This is a genomic window from Variovorax flavidus (genome assembly GCF_030317145.1).
Lineage (GTDB): Bacteria > Pseudomonadota > Gammaproteobacteria > Burkholderiales > Burkholderiaceae_C > Variovorax > Variovorax flavidus.
In genome coordinates, this window is the sequence record NZ_JASZYE010000004.1 from 143,606 (window position 1) to 165,476 (window position 21,871).

19 protein-coding genes are annotated in these 21,871 nt (G+C 68.1%); 8 read left to right on the plus strand and 11 right to left on the minus strand.

The window, feature by feature from the left end:
- Positions 1-18: 18 nt before the first annotated feature.
- Together QTH90_RS20605 and metG are read right to left on the minus strand one after the other, a co-directional pair.
- Positions 19-291 carry a hypothetical protein gene (locus QTH90_RS20605; RefSeq protein WP_286666432.1) on the minus strand — a complete coding sequence of 91 codons (273 nt, stop codon included), beginning with the start codon at positions 289-291 and terminating at the stop codon, positions 19-21.
- Positions 291-2,372, minus strand: a complete 2,082-nt coding sequence (gene metG / locus QTH90_RS20610; protein WP_286666433.1) for a methionine--tRNA ligase — start codon at positions 2,370-2,372, stop codon at positions 291-293. The genes QTH90_RS20605 and metG overlap by 1 nt, the downstream gene beginning before the upstream one ends.
- Before the next feature lie 124 nt (positions 2,373-2,496).
- Between metG and QTH90_RS20615 the strand changes: the two genes are divergently transcribed.
- Positions 2,497-2,964 (plus strand): GNAT family N-acetyltransferase, encoded by a 468-nt coding sequence (locus QTH90_RS20615; RefSeq protein WP_286666434.1) that lies wholly within the window; start codon positions 2,497-2,499, stop codon positions 2,962-2,964.
- Here the strand turns inward: QTH90_RS20615 and QTH90_RS20620 are convergent.
- Positions 2,939-3,964 (minus strand): AraC family transcriptional regulator, encoded by a 1,026-nt coding sequence (locus QTH90_RS20620; RefSeq protein WP_286666435.1) that lies wholly within the window; start codon positions 3,962-3,964, stop codon positions 2,939-2,941. The two genes, QTH90_RS20615 and QTH90_RS20620, sit on opposite strands and share 26 nt — an antisense overlap.
- A 204-nt stretch (positions 3,965-4,168) precedes the next feature.
- Between QTH90_RS20620 and QTH90_RS20625 the strand changes: the two genes are divergently transcribed.
- Together QTH90_RS20625 and QTH90_RS20630 are read left to right on the plus strand one after the other, a co-directional pair.
- Positions 4,169-5,605, plus strand: coding sequence for an FAD-binding oxidoreductase (locus QTH90_RS20625; protein WP_286666436.1), 1,437 nt, complete (start codon positions 4,169-4,171; stop codon positions 5,603-5,605).
- Between the two features lie 15 nt (positions 5,606-5,620).
- On the plus strand, positions 5,621-6,892 hold the full coding sequence (locus tag QTH90_RS20630) for a tetratricopeptide repeat protein (RefSeq protein ID WP_286666437.1): 1,272 nt from the start codon (positions 5,621-5,623) through the stop codon (positions 6,890-6,892).
- Between the two features lie 262 nt (positions 6,893-7,154).
- Here the strand turns inward: QTH90_RS20630 and QTH90_RS20635 are convergent, their stop codons facing one another.
- The 8 genes from QTH90_RS20635 to QTH90_RS20670 all read right to left on the minus strand — a co-directional run bounded on the left by QTH90_RS20635 (position 7,155) and on the right by QTH90_RS20670 (position 15,274).
- The gene (locus QTH90_RS20635) at positions 7,155-8,096 is read right to left on the minus strand and encodes a CysB family HTH-type transcriptional regulator (protein ID WP_286666438.1); all 942 of its coding nucleotides are present in this window, start codon (positions 8,094-8,096) and stop codon (positions 7,155-7,157) included.
- A 126-nt stretch (positions 8,097-8,222) separates the two neighbouring features.
- Positions 8,223-9,179, minus strand: a complete 957-nt coding sequence (locus QTH90_RS20640) for an ABC transporter substrate-binding protein (protein ID WP_286666439.1) — start codon at positions 9,177-9,179, stop codon at positions 8,223-8,225.
- Positions 9,180-9,215: 36 nt separating this feature from the next.
- A complete protein-coding gene (locus QTH90_RS20645) occupies positions 9,216-10,376 on the minus strand; it encodes a c-type cytochrome (RefSeq protein ID WP_286666440.1) in 1,161 nt (386 codons plus the stop codon).
- 19 nt (positions 10,377-10,395) lie between these two features.
- Entirely contained in the window at positions 10,396-11,205 is an 810-nt protein-coding gene (locus QTH90_RS20650; RefSeq protein WP_286666441.1) for an ABC transporter ATP-binding protein, read from the minus strand.
- Complete coding sequence (locus QTH90_RS20655) at positions 11,199-12,275, minus strand: ABC transporter permease (protein ID WP_286666442.1); 1,077 nt, start codon at positions 12,273-12,275, stop codon at positions 11,199-11,201. The genes QTH90_RS20650 and QTH90_RS20655 overlap by 7 nt, the downstream gene beginning before the upstream one ends.
- Positions 12,272-13,273 carry an ABC transporter substrate-binding protein gene (locus QTH90_RS20660; RefSeq protein WP_286666443.1) on the minus strand — a complete coding sequence of 334 codons (1,002 nt, stop codon included), beginning with the start codon at positions 13,271-13,273 and terminating at the stop codon, positions 12,272-12,274. Before QTH90_RS20660 ends, QTH90_RS20655 begins: the two co-directional genes overlap by 4 nt.
- 29 nt (positions 13,274-13,302) lie before the next feature.
- On the minus strand, positions 13,303-14,136 hold the full coding sequence (locus QTH90_RS20665) for a class II aldolase/adducin family protein (protein ID WP_286666444.1): 834 nt from the start codon (positions 14,134-14,136) through the stop codon (positions 13,303-13,305).
- Between the two features lie 34 nt (positions 14,137-14,170).
- A complete protein-coding gene (locus tag QTH90_RS20670) occupies positions 14,171-15,274 on the minus strand; it encodes an LLM class flavin-dependent oxidoreductase (protein ID WP_286666445.1) in 1,104 nt (367 codons plus the stop codon).
- A gap of 190 nt (positions 15,275-15,464) precedes the next feature.
- Between QTH90_RS20670 and QTH90_RS20675 the strand changes: the two genes are divergently transcribed.
- From QTH90_RS20675 to QTH90_RS20695, 5 genes are all read left to right on the plus strand, one after another.
- Positions 15,465-16,664, plus strand: a complete 1,200-nt coding sequence (locus QTH90_RS20675) for an acyl-CoA dehydrogenase family protein (protein WP_286666446.1) — start codon at positions 15,465-15,467, stop codon at positions 16,662-16,664.
- Positions 16,661-17,233, plus strand: a complete 573-nt coding sequence (locus QTH90_RS20680) for a cysteine dioxygenase family protein (protein WP_286666447.1) — start codon at positions 16,661-16,663, stop codon at positions 17,231-17,233. The genes QTH90_RS20675 and QTH90_RS20680 overlap by 4 nt, the downstream gene beginning before the upstream one ends.
- Positions 17,230-18,828: a rhodanese-related sulfurtransferase gene (locus tag QTH90_RS20685; RefSeq protein WP_286666448.1), complete on the plus strand. Its 1,599-nt coding sequence runs from the start codon at positions 17,230-17,232 to the stop codon at positions 18,826-18,828. Before QTH90_RS20680 ends, QTH90_RS20685 begins: the two co-directional genes overlap by 4 nt.
- Before the next feature lie 97 nt (positions 18,829-18,925).
- Positions 18,926-20,017 carry an iron-sulfur cluster carrier protein ApbC gene (apbC, locus tag QTH90_RS20690; RefSeq protein ID WP_286666449.1) on the plus strand — a complete coding sequence of 364 codons (1,092 nt, stop codon included), beginning with the start codon at positions 18,926-18,928 and terminating at the stop codon, positions 20,015-20,017.
- A gap of 137 nt (positions 20,018-20,154) precedes the next feature.
- Complete coding sequence (locus QTH90_RS20695) at positions 20,155-21,852, plus strand: OFA family MFS transporter (protein ID WP_286666450.1); 1,698 nt, start codon at positions 20,155-20,157, stop codon at positions 21,850-21,852.
- Positions 21,853-21,871 lie beyond the last annotated feature (19 nt).

Below are 21,871 nucleotides of genomic sequence, written 5' to 3' on the forward strand. Positions count from 1 at the left end.
TGTGGACGCGCCCTGTGCTCAGTCCGAGTCGCCGGGCAGTACGGCATCGGCCGCCGCGCCTACCGCCTTGCCGGTGATGCGGGCGGTGCCGATCGCAGCATCGGCCGCCAGTCCGACCGCGCCCGCGCCCACGCTCACGGCCGTGCTCGTCACGCTGATCGCCGCACCCGCCACCGCACATCCGCTCAATGCGGCGGCGCAGACCAGGGCGGCCAGCAGGCCGATCCGGGAAACGCCGCGGAACCGGCTTTGCCGGGCCGCAGGCGTTGCCCCCTGCAAGGGGGAATGCATCACCTGACTCGCATGCCTGGTGTGGCGCCGGGCCAGGGTTCCAGCACGTGGATGCCTGGGTTCGCCTTCTCGTCCGCATGGCTGGCTGCCAGCACCATGCCTTCGGAGATGCCGAACTTCATCTTGCGCGGCGCGAGGTTGGCGACCAGCACCGTGAGCTTGCCGACGAGCTGCTCCGGCTCGTAGACCGAGGCGATGCCCGAGAACACGTTGCGCGTCTTGCCTTCGCCGGCGTCGAGCGTCAGGTGCAGCAGCTTGGTCGATCCCTCGACCTTCTGGCAGGCCACGATCTTCGCGATGCGCAGGTCGATCTTCGCGAAGTCGTCGATGGTGATGGTCGGCGCGATGCCTTCGCCACCTGGCAGTTGCGTTGCGGCGGCAGCAGGTTCGGCCGCCGGCTCGGGCAGTTCGAAGAGCTGGTCGAGCTGCTTGACGTCCACGCGTTGCATCAGGTGCTTGTAGTCGTTGATCGCGTGGCCGGCGCCTAGCAGTCGGCCCGCATCGGCGAACAGCAGCGGCGCGCTGCCCAGGAAGGACTCGACCTGCGCCGCCAGCGCCGGCAGCACCGGCTTGAGGTAGATCGTCAGCAGGCGGAAGGCTTCGATGCAGGCGGTGCATACGTCATGCAGGCGCGCTTCCATGCCTTCCTTCTTGGCGAGTTCCCAGGGCTTGTTCTGGTCGACGTATTCATTGACCTTGTCGGCCAGCAGCATGATCTCGCGCAAGGCCCGTGCGTAGTCGCGGCCGTCGTAGAGCGACTGCATCGGCGCCGAGGCTGCCTGCAGGGCGGCCAGCAGCGCCGCGCCGTCGGCCGACACCGTGCCCAGCTTGCCGCCGAAGCGCTTGGCGATGAAGCCTGCCGCGCGGCTCGCGATGTTGATGTATTTGCCGATCAGGTCGGCGTTGACGCGGGCCATGAAGTCCTCGGCCGTGAAATCGACGTCCTCGACCTTGGCGTTGAGCTTGGCCGCGATGTAGTAGCGCAGCCATTCGGGGTTCATGCCGATCGAGAGGTACTTGAGCGGGTCGATGCCAGTGCCGCGGCTCTTGCTCATCTTCTCGCCCGACACGGTGATGAAGCCGTGCACGTTCACCTGGCTCGGCGTCTTGCGCTCGCTGAACTGCAGCATCGCAGGCCAGAACAGCGTGTGGAAGTAGACGATGTCCTTGCCGATGAAGTGCACCTGCTCCACCGCCGGATCGGCCACGAATTCTTCGAAGCTCTGCGAGGTGCGCGAGGGCTCGTGCCAGTGCTGCGCTGCCTGCCCCTTGTCGAAGTGGTTCTTCAGGCTCGCGAGATAGCCCACGGGCGCATCGAGCCACACGTAGAAGTACTTGCCCGGCGCATCGGGGATCTCGATGCCGAAATAGGGCGCTTCGCGCGAGATGTCCCAGTCGGCCATGCCGGCCTCGAACCACTCGCTGGCCTTCTTGGCCATCTCCGGCTGCAGCTTGCCGTCCTGCGTCCAGCCCTTGAGGAAGTCGACGACCTGCGGGTCGGAGAGCTTGAAGAAGAAGTGCTCGGAGCTGCGCAACTCCGGCGTCGCGCCCGTGAGCGTCGAGTAGGGGTTGATGAGTTCGGTCGGCGAATAGACGCTGCTGCACACCTCGCAGGCGTCGCCGTACTGGTCCTTGGCGTGGCACACCGGGCATTCGCCCTTGATGTAGCGGTCGGGCAGGAACATGCCCTTCACCGGGTCGTAGAACTGCTCGATGGTGCGCGTGGCGATCATGCCGCCGGCCTTGAGCTTCTTGTAGATGCCCTGCGCGAGTTCGGTGTTTTCGCTGCTGTCGGTCGAGTGCCAGTTGTCGAAGCGGATGTGGAAGCCGTCCAGGTATTCCTTGCGGCCCGCGGCGATCTCGCCGACGAACGCCTGCGGCGTCTTGCCGGCCTTTTCGGCCGCAATCATGATCGGCGCGCCGTGCGCGTCGTCGGCACCCACGAAGTGCACCATGTGGCCCTGCATGCGCTGGAACCGCACCCAGATGTCGGCCTGGATGTATTCCATGATGTGGCCAACGTGGAACTTGCCGTTGGCGTAGGGCAGGGCGGTGGTGACGAAGAGTTTGCGCTGGGACATCGCGAGGGGCGCTTTCGGGGAGAGGAGGAACTGCGGGTAGGGACTGCGGCTGGCGCCTGCGCCAGCGGAGGAGCAGCATTTTAGGTGGCGGGGCTATAGTCGTCGTGCCAACCCAGGATGCCCTGTGATCACCCAGTACGAAATCACCCTTGCGCAGGCAGCGGACGCCCCGGACATCGCGGAGCTGTCCCGGGACGCGATCGAGCTGGGGCTCTCGTGGCGATGGACCCAGCGGCGCGTGCTGCGCTGCATCCGCGACGAGGCCACCAACGTGGCCGTGGCCCGCCGCGACGGCGTTCTTCTCGGCTTCGCGATCATGCAATACGGGGACGACGACGCGCACATTTCGTTGTTCGCTGTGCAGGCGTCGCAGCGTCGCAACGGCCTGGGATCGGCCTTGCTGGCCTGGCTCGAAGCGACAGCGGGCGTTGCCGGCATCCGCACGATCCGCCTTGAAGCAAGGGCTGGCAATGCCGCCGCCAAGTCCTTCTATGGCCGCCACGGCTTCATGGAATCGGGCATGAGCCCGGGCTATTACGAGGACGTCGAGGACGCGGTGCGCATGGTCAAGCGCCTGGGGCCGGAGCCATGATCGCGGTGTCCGTGTCGCGTTCGCGGCGCCATGCTCCGGGCGGCTTCCCGACCAGCCGCTTGAAAGCCCGCACGAACGCAGCCTCGGAGTCATAGCCCACGTCGAGTGCGATCGCGGCGATCGTGGCACGGGTGTCGATCAACAGGCGCGCCGCGCGCTGCATGCGCCACTGGGCCAGGTACTGGATGGGCGGCACGCCGAGCATCAGCACGAAGCGTTCGTGCAGTGCAGAGCGCGACAGGCCGACAAGCCGCCCGAGTTCCTCGATCGTCCAGTTGTGCGCCGGCTGCGCGTGCATCAGCGCCAGCGCGCGGCCGACGAAGCGATCGCGCAGGCCCGCGAGCCATCCCGCGCTCTGTGTGGGAAGGTGATCGGCATAGCGCCGCACGGCGTCGACGAACATCATCTCGCTCATCCGGGCCAGCATCGCCTCGCCGCCGGCACGCTGCGCATGCGACTCGGCCACCGCCTGCTGGGTGAACTTCGCGATCCAGGCGTCGTCCTCGGTGGCGCGCAAGTGCAGCAGGCGCGGCAGCGCGTCGATCAGCGGGTTGAAGGGCTGCAGGTCGCAACCGAGAAAGCCGCACACGATGGTTGTGTCCACCTCCGAATCCGGCAGGGCCGAGCGCAGGACGTTCTGACCGTTGTAGGCCAGGCGCAATGGCAGCCGTTCGACCTCCATGTCGGCGAACCAGTTGAGGTCGCTGTCGCCGCGCATCCCGGGCGCGCTCGACACCACGTGTGCGTCTCCGTGCGGGAACATCACCACGTCGCCGGCGAAGAGCTGGACGGACGGTCCGCCGGGAATGCCGGCCCAGCAACTGCCCTGCGCGACGGCGTGGTATTCGATCACGTGATCCACGCCGCGCATCAGCAGCGGCGCGAGTTCCTTCGCCGAAGGTGCCTCGGCTGCCCAGTCGCTGCTGGCGCTGATGCTGAAGAAGACGGCGCCGCGCAGACGCACGCCCTGCAGCACATCCGACAGCGTGTCCTGGCTCATCCGGGTGTCACCGCGGGGCTTCGATCAAGTCCGGCGGACGGCCGGTCAATGCGGAGGGCCGTGCGCCGCAAACGGCGGACGCGCAATCAACTGCCGAGGACGCCGCGCGAAGCAAGGGGGCAGTCAGGCAAGAAGAATGAATCCACCCCTCGCGACCGATGCGCGGCGGACCGTTCCTCAATGCGTTCATATCAGGAGCCCCCTATGGAATCCGTGACCTACCTTACGCTGGACAAGGACGTCCGGCAAGCCCGGCAGCCGGACCTCTCGGCATTCGCTGCGCAGATCAGCGGCGGCGTGCTCGATGCTGCAAACCCCGCCTACGACGAAGCGCGCAAGGTCTGGAATGCGAGCGTCGATCGCCGTCCCGCGCTGATCGCGCGGTGCCTGACGGAAAGCGATGTCCAGGCGGCAGTCCGCTTCGCCGCCGCACACCGCATGCTGCTCAGCGTGCGCGGCGGCGGCCACCACATCGCCGGCAATGCGGTCGCGGAGGGCGGCCTGATGCTGGACATGTCCGGCATGCGCGCGATCCAGGTCGACGCGGCGAAGCGCACTGCGCGTGTCGGTCCGGGTGCGCTGCTCGGCGATTTCGACCGCGAAGCGCAGGCCCATGGCCTGGCCACGCCGCTCGGCATCAACTCGACCACCGGTGTAGCCGGGCTCACGCTGGGCGGTGGCTTCGGGTGGCTGACGCGGCGCCATGGCATGACCGTCGACAACCTGCTGAGCGCCACCGTCGTGACGGCGGACGGTGCCGTGCGCGTGGCCTCGGCCACCTCGGAGCCCGACCTGTTCTGGGCCCTGCGCGGCGGCGGGGGCAATTTCGGCGTGGTGACGTCGTTCGAGTTCCGGTTGCACCCCGTCGGCCCGGAGGTCTACGCCGGGCTGGTGGTCTATCCGATGGCGCAGGCGCAAAAGGTCCTGCGCGCATGGCGCGACTTCAATACCGGGGCGCCCGACGAGCTGAGCGTCTGGGCGGTGCTGCGCAAGGCGCCTCCGCTGCCCTTCCTGCCCGAATCGGCCCACGGCACGGGTGTGGTGGTCTTTCCGCTGCTGCATTGCGGCAGCGTCGAAGCGGGGGAACGCGATGCCGCGCCGGTGTTGCGTTTCGGCGAGCCGATCGGGAGCGCGCTCGGCGCGACGCCCTATGCGGGCTTCCAGACCGTCGTCGATCCGCTGCTGGCGCCCGGCGCCCGCAACTACTGGAAGTCGAACAACTTCAGCAAGCTCAGCGACGAGGCGCTGGACCTCGTGATCGCGTCGGCCGAACGGGTGCCGGGGCCGGAATGCGAGATCTTCCTGGCCCAGCTCGGCGGAGCCATGGCGAGAGTCAAGCAGGATGCGACGGCCTTTGCCGGACGCGATGCCAACTACATCATGAACGTGCATGGCCGCTGGCAGGACCCGCGTGACGACGAGAAGGTGCGCACCTGGGCGCGCGGCGTCTTCGAGGCCGCGGCGCCGCACGCCACCGGAAGCGGCTACGTCAACTTCCTGACCGAGGACGAGGCGGAGCGCGTCGCCGCGAGCTATGGCGCGAACCACGAACGGCTGCAGGCCGTGAAGCGGCGCTTCGATCCGGACAACCTGTTCCGGATGAACCTGAACATCGCGCCGGCCACGTCGGCGAAACAGTAGGCAGGGGGCCGAGCCATGAGCAGCAGCGACGCACGCGGATGCAGCGTCACCGGTGCCACGCCTTCCGCCCTGGCAGCGTACGAGCGCGCGCTCGCTGCGTACCAGAGCTGGCGCTGTGGCGTCGAGCCGGCACTTGCGACCGCCCTGCAGGAGGCGCCGGACTTCGTGATGGCGCACGCCCTGCAGGCCTACCTGCTGCTTTGCAGCCGCGATCCGCGCAAGGTGCGGCTGGCACGCCAGGTGGTGGCGCGCGCGGCCAGCCTGCCGGCCAACCCGCGCGAGCGCCTGCACCTGGCGGCCATTGCAGCGGCGCTCGGCGACGACTACGCACTCGCCAAGACCCGGTTCGGCGAAGTGCTCCAGCAGCACCCGCTGGACGTCCTGGCACTGCAGGTGGCGCACATGTTCGACCACGTCACGGGCGACCTCGCCCGCATGCACGACCGCGTGGCGTCGGTGCTGCCGGCGTGGTCGCGCGAGGTGCCGGGCTATCACGCGGTGCTGGCCATGCACGCCTTCAGCCTCGAGGAAAGCGGCGAGTACGGGCATGCCGAGGACGTCGCCTGCGAGGCGCTGGCCCTGAACCCGCTGGACGCCCGGGCGCATCACGCGATGGCCCACGTCTTCGAGATGTCCGAACGCGCGGAGGCGGGCTTGCGCTGGATGAACGCGCATCGGGACTTCTGGGGCCTCGATACCGTGGTGGCCACGCACGGCTGGTGGCATGTGGCGTTGTTTCACCTCGCACGGCACCGCTTCGGCGACGCGCTGTGGCTGTATGACCGGCGGGTGCGTGCCCAGCCGTCCGGCGAGATCGCGGACCTGATCGATGCCTCCGCGCTGTTGTGGAGGGTCGAACTGGCGGGAGGCGACGTCGGGCCGCGGTGGGGCGAGCTGGCGACGGCCTGGGAGCCCTACATCGACGACGGCTTCTGCAGCTTCAATGACCTGCATGCCATGCTGGCGTTTGTCGGCGCGCGCGACTGGCGCCGGGCCTTGCAACTCGAACGGGCGCTGGTCAAGTCACAGGCACGCCCGACGCGCCACGGCGAATCGACGAGGCAGGCCGGCTTGCCGTCGTGCCGGGCGCTGATGGCGTTCGGACGCGGCAACGACAGCCTCGCGATCACGCTTCTGGCGAGCCTGCCGGAGCTGGCACACCGCCTCGGCGGAAGCCACGCGCAGCGCGATGTGCTGAACCTGACCTTGCGCCGGGCCGTCGAGCGCGTCCGCAGCCCGGCCCGGGGGAGGCACGTCCCGACACTGCCGATGGACGCGCAGAACTGAGCGTTTGGCGCGCCCAGAAAAAAGCCCCCTCACATGACTGCGGGGGGGCTAATCCATCGAAAAGACGATGGAGGAGACAACTGGGGTCTGTCTGTCAGCGAAGCTCGTCCAGCTTCTTCGAGGTCACATAACCCGAAGCAACGACGCCGGCGACGGCAACAAGGCAGAGAAAAACTGTGAACATTGGGTACTCCTCAATGACTGCGTTGGCTCGATTATAGGGTAAACCCTAATTTCATGCAAGGAGCAGCTCCCGGCCACGTCAGATCTCGATCAGCGCCGGCGCGTCTGCTGCCAGCGCCTGCTCCACCACGCCACGCGGCAGGGTCGGCGCGAACGACTCGATGAAGGCATGGACGTAGCCGCGCAGGTAGTTGCCGCGGCGCACCGCCAGCTTGGTGAGGTTGATGCCGAACAGCTCGCCCGCATCGAGCGCGCGCAGCTGCGTGTCGCGCTCGGCCTCGTACGCGATGCCGGCAACGATGCCGACCCCCATGCCGAGCTGCACGTAGGTCTTGATCACGTCCGCATCCATCGCGGTCAGCACGATGTTCGGCGCCAGCCCCTGGTCCTCGAAGGCCTTGTCGATGCGCGTGCGACCGGTGAAGCCGGTGTCGTAGGTGATCAGCGGATAGCGCGCGAGCGCTTCGAGCGTGAGCGGCGCATCGAGCAGCGGATGCCCCGGTGGCACGACCACCGAGTGCGTCCACCGGTAGCAGGGCAGGGCCACGAGTTGCGGGTAGTCGCCCAGTGCCTCTGTCGCGATGCCGACGTCGACCTCGCCACTCAGGAGCATCTGGGCGATCTGCTTGGGCGAGCCCTGGTGGAGGTGCAGCTTCACGTTCGGAAACTGCGAGCGAAACTCCTGCACCGCGACCGGCAACGCATAGCGTGCCTGCGAATGCGTGGCCGCGACCGAGAGCAGGCCGCTCTGGCGCGCGACGAACTCCTGTCCCGCGTGCTTGAGGTTGGTGCTCTCCATCAGCATGCGCTCGATGATGGGCAGCACATGGCCACCGGGTTCCGTGAGGCCGGTGAGCCGCTTGCCGGCGCGCACGAAGAGTTCGATGCCCAACTCTTCCTCGAGCTCGCGGATCTGCCGGCTCACGCCAGGCTGTGAGGTGTGGAGCGTATGGGCGACTTCGGTGAGGTTGAAGCCGCAGCGTACGGCCTCGCGCACCGAGCGCAATTGTTGGAAATTCATGATGCTCGAACGAAAAACGGCGCCCACAGGGGCGTGGCGGGCCATTGTCCGCAGAGGCATCAGATTGGGGAACGACCGAATCGTTGATTCCAAATAGGGAAATCATCTTTGGCCGCGGCGGCGGCCTCAGGCGCCGGTCGCAAAGCCGGCGTCGAAAGTCGGGCGCACGTCCAGCGGCTGCTTGATGAGCCCCACCTGGTGATAGAAGTCCGCCGTGCGCTGCTGGTCGGCAATGACCTGCGCGTCGATCGGCACCCACTTCTGCTGGCGCCGTTCGAACTGAAGCTTCGCGGCCTCGGGCGGGATGCCGATGATGCGTGCGAGCGTGGCCGAGAAAGCGTCGACGTTGCGGTACGACCAGGCCTGCGCCTTGACCACCCGCTGCAGGAAGTCCTGCAGTACCGGCCGCTTGGCGGCGATCGCTGCGTCGGTCGCTGCCAGGTAGCTCAGGCCCGGCAGCAGGCTGCGTCCACTGACCAGCACCCGCGCGTGATGGCTGGTCTCGGCCAGCGCGGTGTAGGGCTCCCAGGTCGCCCAGGCGTCGACCGAGCCTTGCGTCAGCGCGAGCTTCGCATCTGCGGGCGCGAGAAAGCGGATGTTGACGTCCTCGGGCTTCAGGCCGGCGGTGGTGATGGCTTTGAGCGTCACGTAGTGGCCGATGGAGCCGCGGTTCGTCGCGATGCTCTTGCCCTTGAGGTCGGCGGCGGTCTTCAGCGGCGAATCCGGCCGCACCAGAACGGCCGTGCCGTAGGAGTCCGAGCGGTTCGCACCGATGGCCTTGACGCGCGTGCCGGCTGCAAGCGCGAAGATCAGCGGCGCATCGCCGATCGGGCCCGAATCCACGGCGCCAGCGTTGAGCGCTTCGGCCAGCGGCGCGGCGGCAGGGAACTCCGACCACTGGATGTCGTAGGCCAGGCCTTCCAGTCCGCCGGCCGCTTCGAGCAACGCCCGCAGGCCGCCCTTCTGGTCGCCGGCCTTGAGCACCGGGCGCGATTGCGCATGCAGCATGGCCGCCGGCAGGGCGAGCGCTGCAGCGCCGGCAAGCGAGTGGGTGATGAATTGGCGGCGGGATGCCTGAGTCATGAGGGAACTCCTTGAAGGATGGAAATTCGGAAGAGGTCAGTGGACGAAGCCGCCCTTGAGGAAGCGCACCGGCTCCGCATCCATGCGGGCGATGAGCGCGCCCAGGCCGTCGGCGGGTGGCGGGTCGTCCTGCGCGCTGCCGGGTCCGGCGGCGGTGCGGCACAGCAGGTCGTCTTCGGACCAGCCGGCCTTGCCCGGCGCGCTGCGCGCGCGCAGCCAGCCATCGCGGTCCGCGAGCAATTGCGTGCCGCCGAGCTGGTCGGTGCCGGCGATCAATGCGAACGCCTCCCACGCTGCGGGCGAATCGGCCACGCAATCCGCCACATGTGGCTGCGCAGCGCTCGCAGCGGGTCGAAGCTGCACGGTGACCACGCGCGGGTCTTCGGGCAGGGCGGCCGCTGAGCCGGCCGCGACGATCCGCAGGCGCTGTCCTCGCCAGGTCGAGAGGGGACGCGGTTCGCGGCCTTCGCATCGGACGATGACTTCAGGCAAGCCGATCGGCTGGCTCCAGACGCCGGTGGCCCGCAGGCTCTGTCCGGCACCCTGCGCCTTCATGAAGTCGATCAACGCCCACGCCTCCGCGTCCGCGAGCCGATCGAAGGCCGGCATGGTGGTTGCGCCATGCCGATCCTTCGTGCCATGGAGCACGTGCCACAGCAGATCGCCATCGGCGCGCCGCCACAACAGGGGCCCGGCAAGGTTCGGCGGCCATACCGCCTGCGCTGCGGCCAGCGGACCTTGTCCCCGGCCGTCGGCGCCGTGGCAGCCCACGCAATGCTGGGCATAGAGCGCGCGACCCTGCGCGATGGACGCGGCGCTGAAACCGGTGGGCGAGCGATGGAAGCTCGTGGGATACGCAGGCACGAGCACCACCTCAGCTTGCGGCCATGGCGCAAGCACCAGCAGCAACGGCACTGACCCGAGCAGGAGCCATCGGCGCCGTCGCCAGACCAGCGCGCCCAGGAGCAAGAGCACGACGAGCGACAGCACGAGCAGCGTCAACGCCAGCCGCCGCGCTTGCCCGAGGTCGATCAACAGGTTCTCGCCCGAGAGCCGGAGCGGCCACGGCCAAGCAGGTTGTCCGTGGCTGGAGCCGGCCAGCCCCAGCCAGGCCAGCAGACGGAGCAATCCGAGTTGCACGCCCTGCAGCAGCCCGATCAATGGATTCAGCCATCCGGCATCCGCCAGCGCCGTCATGCCTCAGGGTGGGCCACCGTCACCACGTCGCGTCCAGGCCGAGATGGCGAAGTGCTTCATGTCGAAGCTCCGCCAGCCGAGGATGGCCCCGATGCCGTGGATAGGGCAGGTCGACCACCAGCTCCGCCGAGATGCGCGCAGGACGGTCGCTCAGCACGATCACGCGGTTGGCGAGGAACAGCGCCTCCTCGACGTCATGCGTCACCAGCAGCGCCGAGAACCCGGCGCGCTGCCACAGGCTCACCAGCTCGCTTTGCATGGCAATGCGCGTGAGCGAATCCAGCTTGCCCAGCGGCTCGTCGAGCACGAGCAGGCGCGGGTCGTTGACCAGCGCGCGGGCGAGCGCCACGCGCTGCGCCATGCCGCCCGACAACTGATGGGGAAAGCTCTTCGCGAACTCGCTGAGGCCCACGAGCTTGAGCGCATCGTCGACCCGCGAGCGCTGGGTCTTCAGCAGGCCGCGCGCCTGCAAACCCAGCGCGACGTTGTCCCAGACGCTGCGCCATGGGTAGAGCGTCGGGTCCTGGAACACGACGATGCGCGACGGGTCGGGCCGCGTGATGGGCTCGCCGTCCTGCGCGATGCTGCCCGAGGTCGCGGGTTCGAGCCCGGCCACGAGCCGCAGCAGGGTCGACTTGCCGCAGCCGCTCGGCCCCAGCAGCGCGACGAACTCGCCGGGCCGCACGTCGAGGTCGATGCCGTCGAGGACCTGCAGCACGCCCGTCGGCAGCTTGAACCAGTGGCTGACATTGCGGATGTCGATGTGCGCGCCCGCACTGGCGGCCGGCGCGGCCGCGTGGACGGTCGCCGTGTCTGCCGTGTCTACCATTTGACCGTCCCCTTCTGCCAAGACAGCGCACGGTCGCGCACCGCGAAGAGCAGCGTGATCAGCCCGGAGCACAGCACCGCCATCACCAGCAGGGCGGCGTACATGTTGGCGTAGGCCGCCCAGCCCTGCGCCCACTGCAGGTACCAGCCGAGGCCGGCCTTCACGCCCATCATCTCGGCCGTGACCAGCACCGAGAACGATGCGCCGAGGCCCATGAACAGGCCGACGAAGACCTGCGGCAGCGCGGCCGGCACGGCAACGCGCAGCACCAGGAACCACTCCGGCGCGCCCAGCGTGCGTGCCACGTCGTAGTAGTTCTTGTTGACCGAGGCCACGCCCGACCAGCTCAGCACCGCGACCGGGAAGAAGGTCGCGAGCCCGACCAGGAAGACGGCCGCCGCATAGCTCGACGGCGCGAAGAAGAAGGCCAGCGGCAGCAGCGCCGACGCGGGCACCGGCCCCAGGAAACGCAGCAGAGGATGCACCCAGTAGCCCGCGATGCGCGACCAGCCGATCCACACGCCGGTCGCGAAGCCGACCAGCGCGCCAAGCACGAAGCCGTGCGCGAGCAGCCGCAGCGAATGCACGGTCGAGAGGCCGAGCCGGCCCCAGTCCTCGTAGGCGACATCGAGCAGGCTCTGCGGCGGGGCGAAGAAGGGCGGGGGCAGCACGCCGAGCTTGGCGGTCAGCACTTCCCACAGCGCGAGCAGCAGCGGCGCAGCGATGAGCCAATGGCCGGCAGGCCGCAGCTTGCGGCCGACCCGGCCCGCGCGAGCGCCGAGCAGGGCCACGACCAGGAGCAGCGCCGCGACGGTGATCGCACCGAGGCCGAACTCCCGCGTGAAGTTCCAGTCGCTGAAGCCGACCTCGCGGTTTGGCCAGGAGACCGTCAGCACGCCCAGCGCGAGCCACGCCGTGGCCGCAACGATGCCCGTGCGCCAGATGCCGGTCAGCTCAGGCTCGCGCAAGGCGGCGGGCGCGGCGATGGCGGGCGTGTCGCGTCGGGCGCGCACCGGCGGCGGGACCGCCTGAGGCCGCGCGCCGCCAAGGAAGCTTTCAGCCGTCGTCATGCCAGCACGTCCACCGACACGTGATTCGCGAGCCGTACCGGATCGGTGCTCTGCTTCAGGACACCGACCGACTGGAAGTCGCGCGCATAGAACTCCACCTCGTCGCGCAGATTCTTGCCGACCGGGTGGTGCGCGTGGGTCAGCGTGCCCAGCAGCGCCTGCAAGTCCTCGACCGGCACCTTGGGCGAGTACTTCGCGAACAGCCTGGCCGACTCGTTCGGGTTCTCCGCCACGAAGTCCGACGCCTGCACGATGGAGCGCACCAGCGCCGCCACCACCGGCTTTTCCTTGCGCACCAGCTCGCCGCGCGCGCCGACGATGCAGCAGACCTTGTCCTTGTATTCGCCGGAGAGGTTGGATGCCAGCTCCAGGTAGCGGCCCTTGTTGCGCTTCTCGATCAGGTAGAGCGTCGGATCGCCATCCGCGATGGCCTGGATCTCGCCCTTGTTGACCGCGATGTCGAGCAGGTCGGCCGGGTACTGGCGCCAGGTCACGTCCTTGTCGGCGTCGATGCCGTTCTTCTTGAGAAGGATGGAGAAGAAGTTCTTGCCGGGGCTGGCGATGTCCGACACGCCGATGGTCTTGCCTTTGAGCTTCTGCAGGTCGGTGACGCCGGCCTCCTTGACGCCCACGAGCCGCACGCAGCCGCCGTGCGAGCTGCCGACGATCTTCACGTCGAAGCCCGATTCGAGCGGCTTGAGCCAGCGGTGGATCATGCCCACCGCCGCGTCGGCCTTGGCTGTGGCGAGGGATTCGAGCAGCTGGTCGGTCGAGCCCGTGTAGTTGATGAGGTCGACCTGCAGGCCGTTCTTCTCGAAGATGCCGCGTTCCTGCGCGACCACCACGGGCGAGAGGCAGAAGGCTGTTGCGTTCCAGGCAAAGCTCAGCTTGCGCTGCTGCGACCACGCACGCGTGGCGATCAGGCCGCTGGATGCGACGACGGCCGCGGCGCCGCCGGCGCGCAGCACGCCGCGGCGCGAAAGGGATGTGTTGTTCATGATGGGGAGAGGTTTGCTGGGTTGCGGGGTCACTGAAGCAGATCGGGCTCGGCCTCGACCAGCCCTTCGTAAAGGCTCTCGAAGGCATGCAGCGCGCCTTCAGGTCCGCCGATCTGCCCATGCGTGTGGCGGGCGACCGATTCGTCGATGGGCTTCGGCGTGCCGGCGGCTTCGGCCAGCAGTTGGGTGTGGCAGGCGTTGTCGAGCGCGATGTACCACCACGCGGCGGCCTCCACGCTCGGGCCGGCGCTCAGGATGCCGTGGTTCTGGAGGATCGCGCCCTTGCGATCGCCCAGCGCCTTCGCGATGCGCAGTCCTTCGCTCTCGTCGACCACCATGCCGGTGAAGTCGTCGAAGAGCGCGTGGTCGTCATGGAACACGCAGGCGTCCTGCGTGAGCGTGTCGAGCTTGCGGCCCAGCGTCGACCACGCCTTGCCATAGGTCGAGTGCGTGTGCGCGGCGGCAATGATCTTCGGGTTGTATTCGTGGATCGCGGCGTGGATGGCAAAAGCCGCCTTGTTGAGCGGGCGATCGCCGATCACGGTCTCGCCCTTCGCGTTGACCAGCAGCAGGTCCGACACCTTGATGCGCGAGAAGTGCACGCCCAGCGGGTTGACCCAGAAGTGGTCCGTCAACTCCGGGTCGCGCGCCGTGATGTGGCCGGCCAGCCCTTGCGCGAAACCGAATCGGGCGAAGAGGCGGAACGCACCCGCCAGTCGCTCCTGCCGATGACGGCGCTCGGCCTCGATGCTGGTGCGCGGCGCGGGCGGGTCGAACCAGTACTTCTGTTGCGGCTTCGGGTTGAGGGCGAGCCGCGTGCGGGGAGGGTCCCCGCCGCGCTCGATGTGGAGGACGGCGCTCATTCGGTTCCTTCTGGCCAGGGGGTGCATCGTCGGGTCAGGCGGCCTTGCGCTGCGCGGCCAGGCGCTGTGCCACCAGTTCGCGCGTGCGCGGAATCAGTTCGCGGCCGTAGTCGATGGCGTCTTCGAGCGGGTCGAAGCCTCGGATCAGGAAGGTGGTCACGCCGAGGTCGTAGTAGTCCAGCAGGGCATCGGCCACCTGCTCGGGCGTGCCGACCAGCGCCGTGCTGTTCGAGCGGCCGCCGATTTCCTGCGCCACGGCTGTCCACAGGCGCTTGTCGAGCCGCGTGCCCTTTTCGGCCGCGGCGAGCAGGCGCTTGGCGCCTTCGCTCTGCTGCGGGCCGCCGCGTCCGAAGCCCTGCACGACGCGAAGACGGCGCGTCTCCGCGAGGACGCCGTCGGCGCGTTCCCAGGCCTTCTCCTCGGTCTCGGCCAGGATCGGGCGGAAGGACACCGAGAAGCGGACCTTGCGTCCGTGCCTCGCGGCCTCCGCCCGCACACGGCCCGTGAGCTCGCGCGCCTGGTCGAGCGATTCGCCCCACAGCGCGTACACGTCGGCATGCTTGCCGGCGACCGGGATCGCGGCCTCCGACGCGCCGCCGAAGTACACCGGCACGTGCGGCCTGCCGTTGAGCGACTGCGCCGGCTTCACCTCCGAGAAGGCATCCTTGAAGCGGTAGTGCGCGCCTTCATGGTCGAAGGGCTTGTCGCTGGTCCACACCTTGCGCAACACGTCGAGGTATTCGTCGGTGCGGGCATAGCGCTGGTCGTGGTCGAGCCAGTCGCCGTCGCGCTTCTGCTCGTCGTCCGAGCCGCCCGAGATGTAGTGCACGCCGAGCCGTCCGCCGCTGAACTGGTCGAGCGAGGCGAACTGCCGCGCCGCGAGCGTCGGCGCGACGAAGCCGGGCCGGTGCGCCAGCATGAAGTGGATGCGCTCGGTGACCGATGCGGCATAGGCCACGGTCAGCGTGGCGTCGGGGCTGGTGGAGTGGTGCGGCACCAGCACGCGGTCGAAGCCGGCCTGCTCGTGAGCCTGGGCGAAGGCGCGCACGTAGTCGCGGTCGATTGCGGGGCCGCGCGCGGGGTGGATTTCCGAGACCTTCTGGGCCTGGATCATGCCGATGAATTCGATGTCGCTCATGGGTGCGTCCTTGCAATGAAACGAGGGTGGGAAGAGGGGAAGGCCAGTAAAAGGAAGCGTCTTCCGTGTCGTCTGGAGAAAAGGCGTGACCGTAAGGCGCGTGTGCTCGAAAACGAACGCAGAAAAACGAGTTTGGATATGCACCTTCCGTCGTTTTCCGCGCGCGTGGCGGCGGCTAAGGTCCGGCTCCATGAGTTCACCAGTCCTGCGCCGCGTATCGGCCGCACCCGAATCGGACGATGCGCTGCTCGCGCAGCTGTCCTCCCTTTTTGCCGAAACCGCGGCCGATCACGATCGCAGTGGCGCATTCCCGCGCGAGAACTTCGCCGCGCTGCAGGCCAACGGGCTTGTCAGCCTGGTCGCGCCGCGCGCGCACGGCGGTGGTGGTGCGTCGCTCGAAACCGCGCGCCGCGTGCTGGCAGCCGTCGCCTACGGCGAGCCCGCGACCGCGCTGATCCTCACGATGACCTGGCTGCAGCACCTCGCGATCGGCCGTACCGACAGCCGCTGGCCGCAGCATCTGCGCGAACGCGTGCTGCGCGATGCCGTGCGTGGCGGGGCATTGATCAACGCCTTGCGCGTGGAGCCCGCGCTGGGCTCGCCTGCGCGAGGCGGCCTGCCCGCCACGACCGCGCGTATCGAGGGCGATCAATGGAAGCTCAGCGGCCACAAACTCTACACCACCGGCATCGAGGGCCTGAGCTGGCTGTCGGTGTGGGGCCGCACGGACGAGGACGCTCCGCGCGTCGGCGTCTTCCTGGTGCCGCGCGATGCGCCCGGCGTTCGCGTGATTGCCAGCTGGGACCACCTGGGACTTCGCGCCTCGGGCAGCCATGAGGTGATCTTCGAGAACGTCGCGATCCCGCTCGACCATGCGGTCGATCTGCGCGCGCCGGCCGATTGGGCGCCCGATGCGGGCAGCCAGACCGACATCGACGCCCACGCGACGCAGCAGGCCTGGATGGTGGTGTTGCTGGGCACGCTCTACGACGCGGTGGCGCGAGCGGGACGCGACTGGCTGCTCGGCTTCCTCAACCGGCGGGCTCCGAGCGGGCTCGGCGCGCCGCTGGCCAGCCTGCCGCGCGTGCAGGAGGCCGTCGGCGAGATCGAGGCCTTGCTGAGCGCCAGCCGCGTGCTGCTGGACCATGCGGCCGCCGAAGTGGACGCGGGCCGCGCGCCCTCCGCCACGGAGAGCGGCTTGCTGAAGTACACGGTCACGGCCCATGCGATCCGGGCGGTCGAGTTGGCCTTGCAGCTCAGCGGCAACCACGGCCTCACGCGGCAGAACCCGCTGGAGCGCCACTACCGTGACGTGCTGTGCAGCCGCATCCACACGCCGCAGAACGACGCGATCCTGGTAACGGCCGGCAAGGCCGCGCTCTCGCGATGAGCGCGCGGCTGCGCGATTTCGTCGTCGCTTTCGGCCGGCTGATCGACACCCATCCCGCGGAGCCGCGCATCCTGGAAGAGGGCGGTGCCTTGCTGCGCGGCCTCGTCGCGCGCGACGACTGGCTGCCCGATGCTTTTGCGAAGCCGCATCCGGAGCGCTATCAGCAATACCTGCTGCACCTCGATGCGGCCGATCGCTTCTCGGTGGTGAGCTTCGTCTGGGGGCCCGGCCAGGCCACGCCGGTGCATGACCACACGGTGTGGGGCCTGATCGGCATGCTGCGCGGCGCCGAGTACAGCCAGGCCTATCGCGAGCGGGATCGGCTTCTGACGGCGCAAGGGGCTCCGGTCCGGCTCGATCCGGGCGATGTCGAGGCCGTGTCGCCGACCGTCGGCGACGTGCACCGCGTGCGCAACGCCTATGACGATCGCGTGTCGATCAGCATTCACGTCTATGGCGCCGACATCGGCAAGGTCCGACGCCATACTTACCCACCGGGCGGCGGGCGCAAGCCTTTTGTCTCTGGTTACTCGGAATTTCCTCAAGGCTTGCCTGTTTCATCGCCATGACTGCTTCCCTCTCCTTCGCCTCCGTGCGTGCGCATCTGCTCGCGCGTGACGAAATCGCCTTCCTCGACGTGCGCGAGGAAGACCCGTATGCACAGGCTCATCCGTTGTGGGCCGCCAATCTGCCGCTGTCGAGGATCGAACTCGATGCGTGGCGCCGCATTCCGCGGCGCGACACGCTGATCGTGCTCTATGGCGATCACGACGGTGTCGATCTGGCGCCGCTCGCGGCCGAGCGACTCGCCGCCCTGGGCTATGTGCGCGTCCATCTGCTGCAAGGCGGGCTCGACGGCTGGCGAGATGCGGGCGGCGAGCTGTTCCGCGACGTCAATGTGCCGAGCAAGTCCTTCGGCGAGCTGGTCGAGCATGAGCGCCATACGCCTTCGCTTTCGGCGCAGGAGGTCAAGGCCCTGATCGATGCGCGAGCCGATGTGGTGGTGCTCGACGCACGGCGATTCGACGAGTTCCAGACCATGAGCATTCCCACCGCCACCAGCGTGCCGGGCGCCGAGTTGGTGCTGCGCGTGCGCGAACTGGCGCCGGACCCGGCGACGCAGGTGATCGTCAATTGCGCCGGCCGGACGCGCAGCATCATCGGCACGCAGTCGCTGGTGAATGCGGGCATTCCCAATCCGGTCGCGGCGCTGCGCAACGGAACCATCGGCTGGAAGCTGGCCGGGCAGGTGCTCGACCACGGCGCCTCGCGCCCCGCACCCGCGCCGGGATTCGCGAACCGCGCCGCCGCGCAGGCGAACGCGCAGGACGTGGCGCGGCGCGCGGGCGTGCGCACGATCGGCCTCGATGCGCTCGCCTCGCTCGAAGCACCGGGCCGGACGGTCTATCGCTTCGACGTTCGCACGCCTGAGGAGTTCGAGGCCGGCCACCTGCCGGGCTTTGCCAGCGCGCCCGGCGGCCAGCTGGTGCAGGAAACAGATCACCACGTGCCGGTGCGCGGCGCACGTATCGTGCTTGCCGACGACGATGGCGTTCGTGCACCGATGACGGCATCGTGGCTCGCGCAGATGGGCTGGGAGGTGTATGTGGTGGAGGCGCAGCCCGTATCGGCCCGCAGTTCCCGGGGTGCGACGCCGGCCGACCATGCGGGTGCACCGCCGGTTGCAGGGATCACGCCGGCCGAACTCGCCGACGCCTTGCACACGCCGGGAGACATTGCGGTGATCGACGTCACGACCAGCGCCAACCACGCGAAGCGCCATATTCCGGGCGCCTGGTTCGCGATCCGCGCGCAACTGGCGCAGGCGCTGGATGTGATTCCCGTCGCGCGCCGCTACGTGCTGACATGCGGCAGCAGCCTGCTCGCGCGCTTTGCCGCCGTCGATCTGCGAGCCTTGCTCGCCGCGCGCGGCCGTGATGCCGATGTGGTCGTGCTGGAGGGCGGCAACGCCGCATGGTTCGCCGCCGGCCTGCCCGCGGAAACCGGTTGGATTCGCCTCGCCACACCGACCACCGACCGCTACCGCCGTCCGTACGAAGGCACCGACGCGCCGGCCGAGGCAATGCAGGCCTACCTCGACTGGGAATTCGGCCTTGTCGCGCAGCTTGCAGCGGACGGAACGCATCACTTCAACGTCATCTAGCCCGCCCTCAGGCTTCACGGCTTTAAGGGCAAGCGGGGCGGGCTGCGGGCTTCCTGCGCCGTCGCACTAGACTAGCCGCCATTCAGGAGTTTCCAAAATGGCAGTTACACAAGAGGCGCTCGGGCAGGCGCTCAAGTCCGTCCTCGACCCCAATACAGGCAAGGATTTCGTCAGCACCAAGGCGCTGAAGAACCTGCAGATTCACGAAGGCGACGTGTCCTTCGACATCGAGCTGGGCTATCCGGCCAAGAGCCAGATGCCGGCCCTGCGCAAGGCGCTGGTGGCCGCGGCCAAGACAGTGGCGGGTGTGGAGAACGTGTCGGTCAACATCGCGACCAAGGTCATCAGCCATGCCGTGCAGCGCGGCGTGCAGCTGATGCCCAACGTGAAGAACATCATCGCCGTGGCATCGGGCAAGGGCGGCGTCGGCAAGAGCACGACCGCGGCCAACCTGGCGCTCGCGCTCGCGGCCGAGGGCGCCAGCGTCGGCCTGCTCGACGCCGACATCTACGGCCCAAGCCAGCCCATGATGCTGGGCATCGACCGCCGCCCCGAGAGCGAGGACGGCAAGACCATGGAGCCGCTGGAGAACCACGGCGTGCAGGTCATGTCGATCGGTTTCCTGGTCGACCAGGACGAAGCCATGATCTGGCGCGGCCCAATGGCCACGCAGGCGCTGGAGCAGTTGCTGCGCCAGACCAACTGGAAGGACCTGGACTACCTCATCGTCGACATGCCGCCCGGCACCGGCGACATCCAGCTCACGCTCTCGCAGCGCGTGCCGATGACGGGCGCGGTGATCGTCACCACGCCGCAGGACATCGCGCTGCTGGACGCCAGGAAGGGCATCAAGATGTTCGAGAAGGTCGGCGTGCCGATCCTCGGCATCGTCGAGAACATGGCGGTGCACGTGTGCTCGAACTGCGGCCACGTCGAGCACATCTTCGGCGCCGAGGGCGGCAAGAAGATGGCCGAGCAATACAGCATGGACTACCTCGGCGCGCTGCCGCTGGACATCAACATCCGCCTGCAGGCCGACAGCGGCAAGCCGACAGTGGTAGCCGATCCTGACGGGGAGGTGGCCGGCATCTACAAGTCCGTCGCGCGCCGTGTCGCGGTGGGCATCGCGGAAAAGGCCAAGGACTTCTCCGCCAAGTTCCCGACGATCACCGTCAGCAAGAACACCTGAGATCGTTGCTTTGCCCCCTACGGGGGGCCGGTCGATATGCGAAACCCTATTGACCTTTTGTAACAATTTCGCCCACACTCCGCGGGCCCCCTTCAGAGGGGCCACAGACCACAACAAACGGTACAGGAGTTAGGTAAATGGCAAGTTCAAGCGCTGGCGTCCTCGGCGGGGGCGGCAACATCGACGTGTTGGGTCCGCAGCCCGGCATTCTCGACAAGGAAAGAATCATTGCGGGGCCGGGTTTCAACCGCTGGCTCGTGCCGCCCGCGGCTCTCGCGATCCATCTCTGCATCGGGATGGCCTATGGCTTCTCGGTGTTCTGGCTGCCGCTGTCGAAGGCGCTGTCGACGGCAGGCCACGGCGCACAGGCTTGTCCCAAGGACATGAGCTTCTTCGCCGAGCTGTTCGCCACCGGCTGCGACTGGCGCATCGCCACGCTGGGCTGGATGTACACGCTGTTCTTCGTGTTCCTGGGCTGCTCGGCAGCGCTATGGGGCGGATGGCTCGAACGCGCCGGTCCGCGCAAGGCCGGTGTCGTTTCCGCGCTGTGCTGGTGCGGCGGCATGATCCTGTCGGCGCTGGGTATCCACCTGCATCAGTTCTGGCTGATGATCCTCGGCTCGGGCGTGATCGGTGGCATCGGGCTCGGCCTGGGCTACATCTCGCCGGTCAGCACGCTCATCAAGTGGTTCCCCGACCGGCGCGGCATGGCGACCGGCATGGCAATCATGGGCTTCGGCGGCGGCGCGATGATCGGTTCGCCGCTCGCCGTCGACCTGATGAAGGCCTTCTCCAGCGCGACCGACGTGGGCGTGATGCAGACCTTCGTCGTGATGGCCCTCGTCTACTTCGTCTTCATGATGGCCGGTGCGTTCGGCTATCGCGTGCCGCCCACCGGATGGAAGCCGGCAGGCTGGACGCCGCCACCGGCGCAGACCGGCAACGCGATGATCACGCAGCGCCACGTGCACGTGAAGAAGGTCTGGGGCATCCCGCAGTTCTGGCTCGTGTGGCTGGTGCTCACGATGAACGTCAGCGCAGGCATCGGCGTGATCGGCATGGCGAGCCCGATGCTGCAGGAGGTGTTCGGCGGCAACCTGATCGGCGTCGCGAAGACCTTCGGTGAACTCGACAAGGCGCAACTCGCGTCCATCGCCGCGGTGGCCGGCGGCTTTGCCGCGCTGCTGTCGCTCTTCAACATCGGCGGTCGCTTCTTCTGGGCGAGTCTCTCGGACAGGCTCGGCCGCAAGCTGACCTACACCGTCTTCTTCGTGCTCGGCGGGTTGCTGTACTGGAGCATCCCGTCGTCGGCGGGCGCGGGCAGCAAGCTGCTGTTCGTCGGTGCGTTCTGCATCATCCTGTCGATGTACGGCGGCGGCTTCTCGACGGTGCCGGCCTATCTGGCCGACCTGTTCGGCACGCAGATGGTGGGCGCGATCCATGGCCGCCTGTTGACCGCCTGGGCCACGGCCGGCATCCTCGGTCCGGTGGTGGTGAACTACATGCGCGAGTACCAGCTGGGGCTTGGCATTCCGCGCGAGCAGGTCTACAACCAGACCATGTACATCCTGGTCGGCATGCTGGCGGTGGGATTGATCGCCAACCTGCTGGTGCGGCCGGTGGCGGACAAGCACTTCATGAGCGAAGAGGAACTCGCGATCGAGAAGAGGCTGGCGCACGAGAAGGCCGCCGCTTCCGAAGTCGGCTCGGGCTCCGCAGCGACCAGCGGTGCGGTGAGCCCGCTCGTCGTCGTGCTCGCATGGGTGGCTGTCGGCATCCCGCTCGCGTGGGGTGTCTACAAGACACTGGTGGCCGCTGCGAAATTCTTCAACTGACAGACCAGAGACAAGCGCC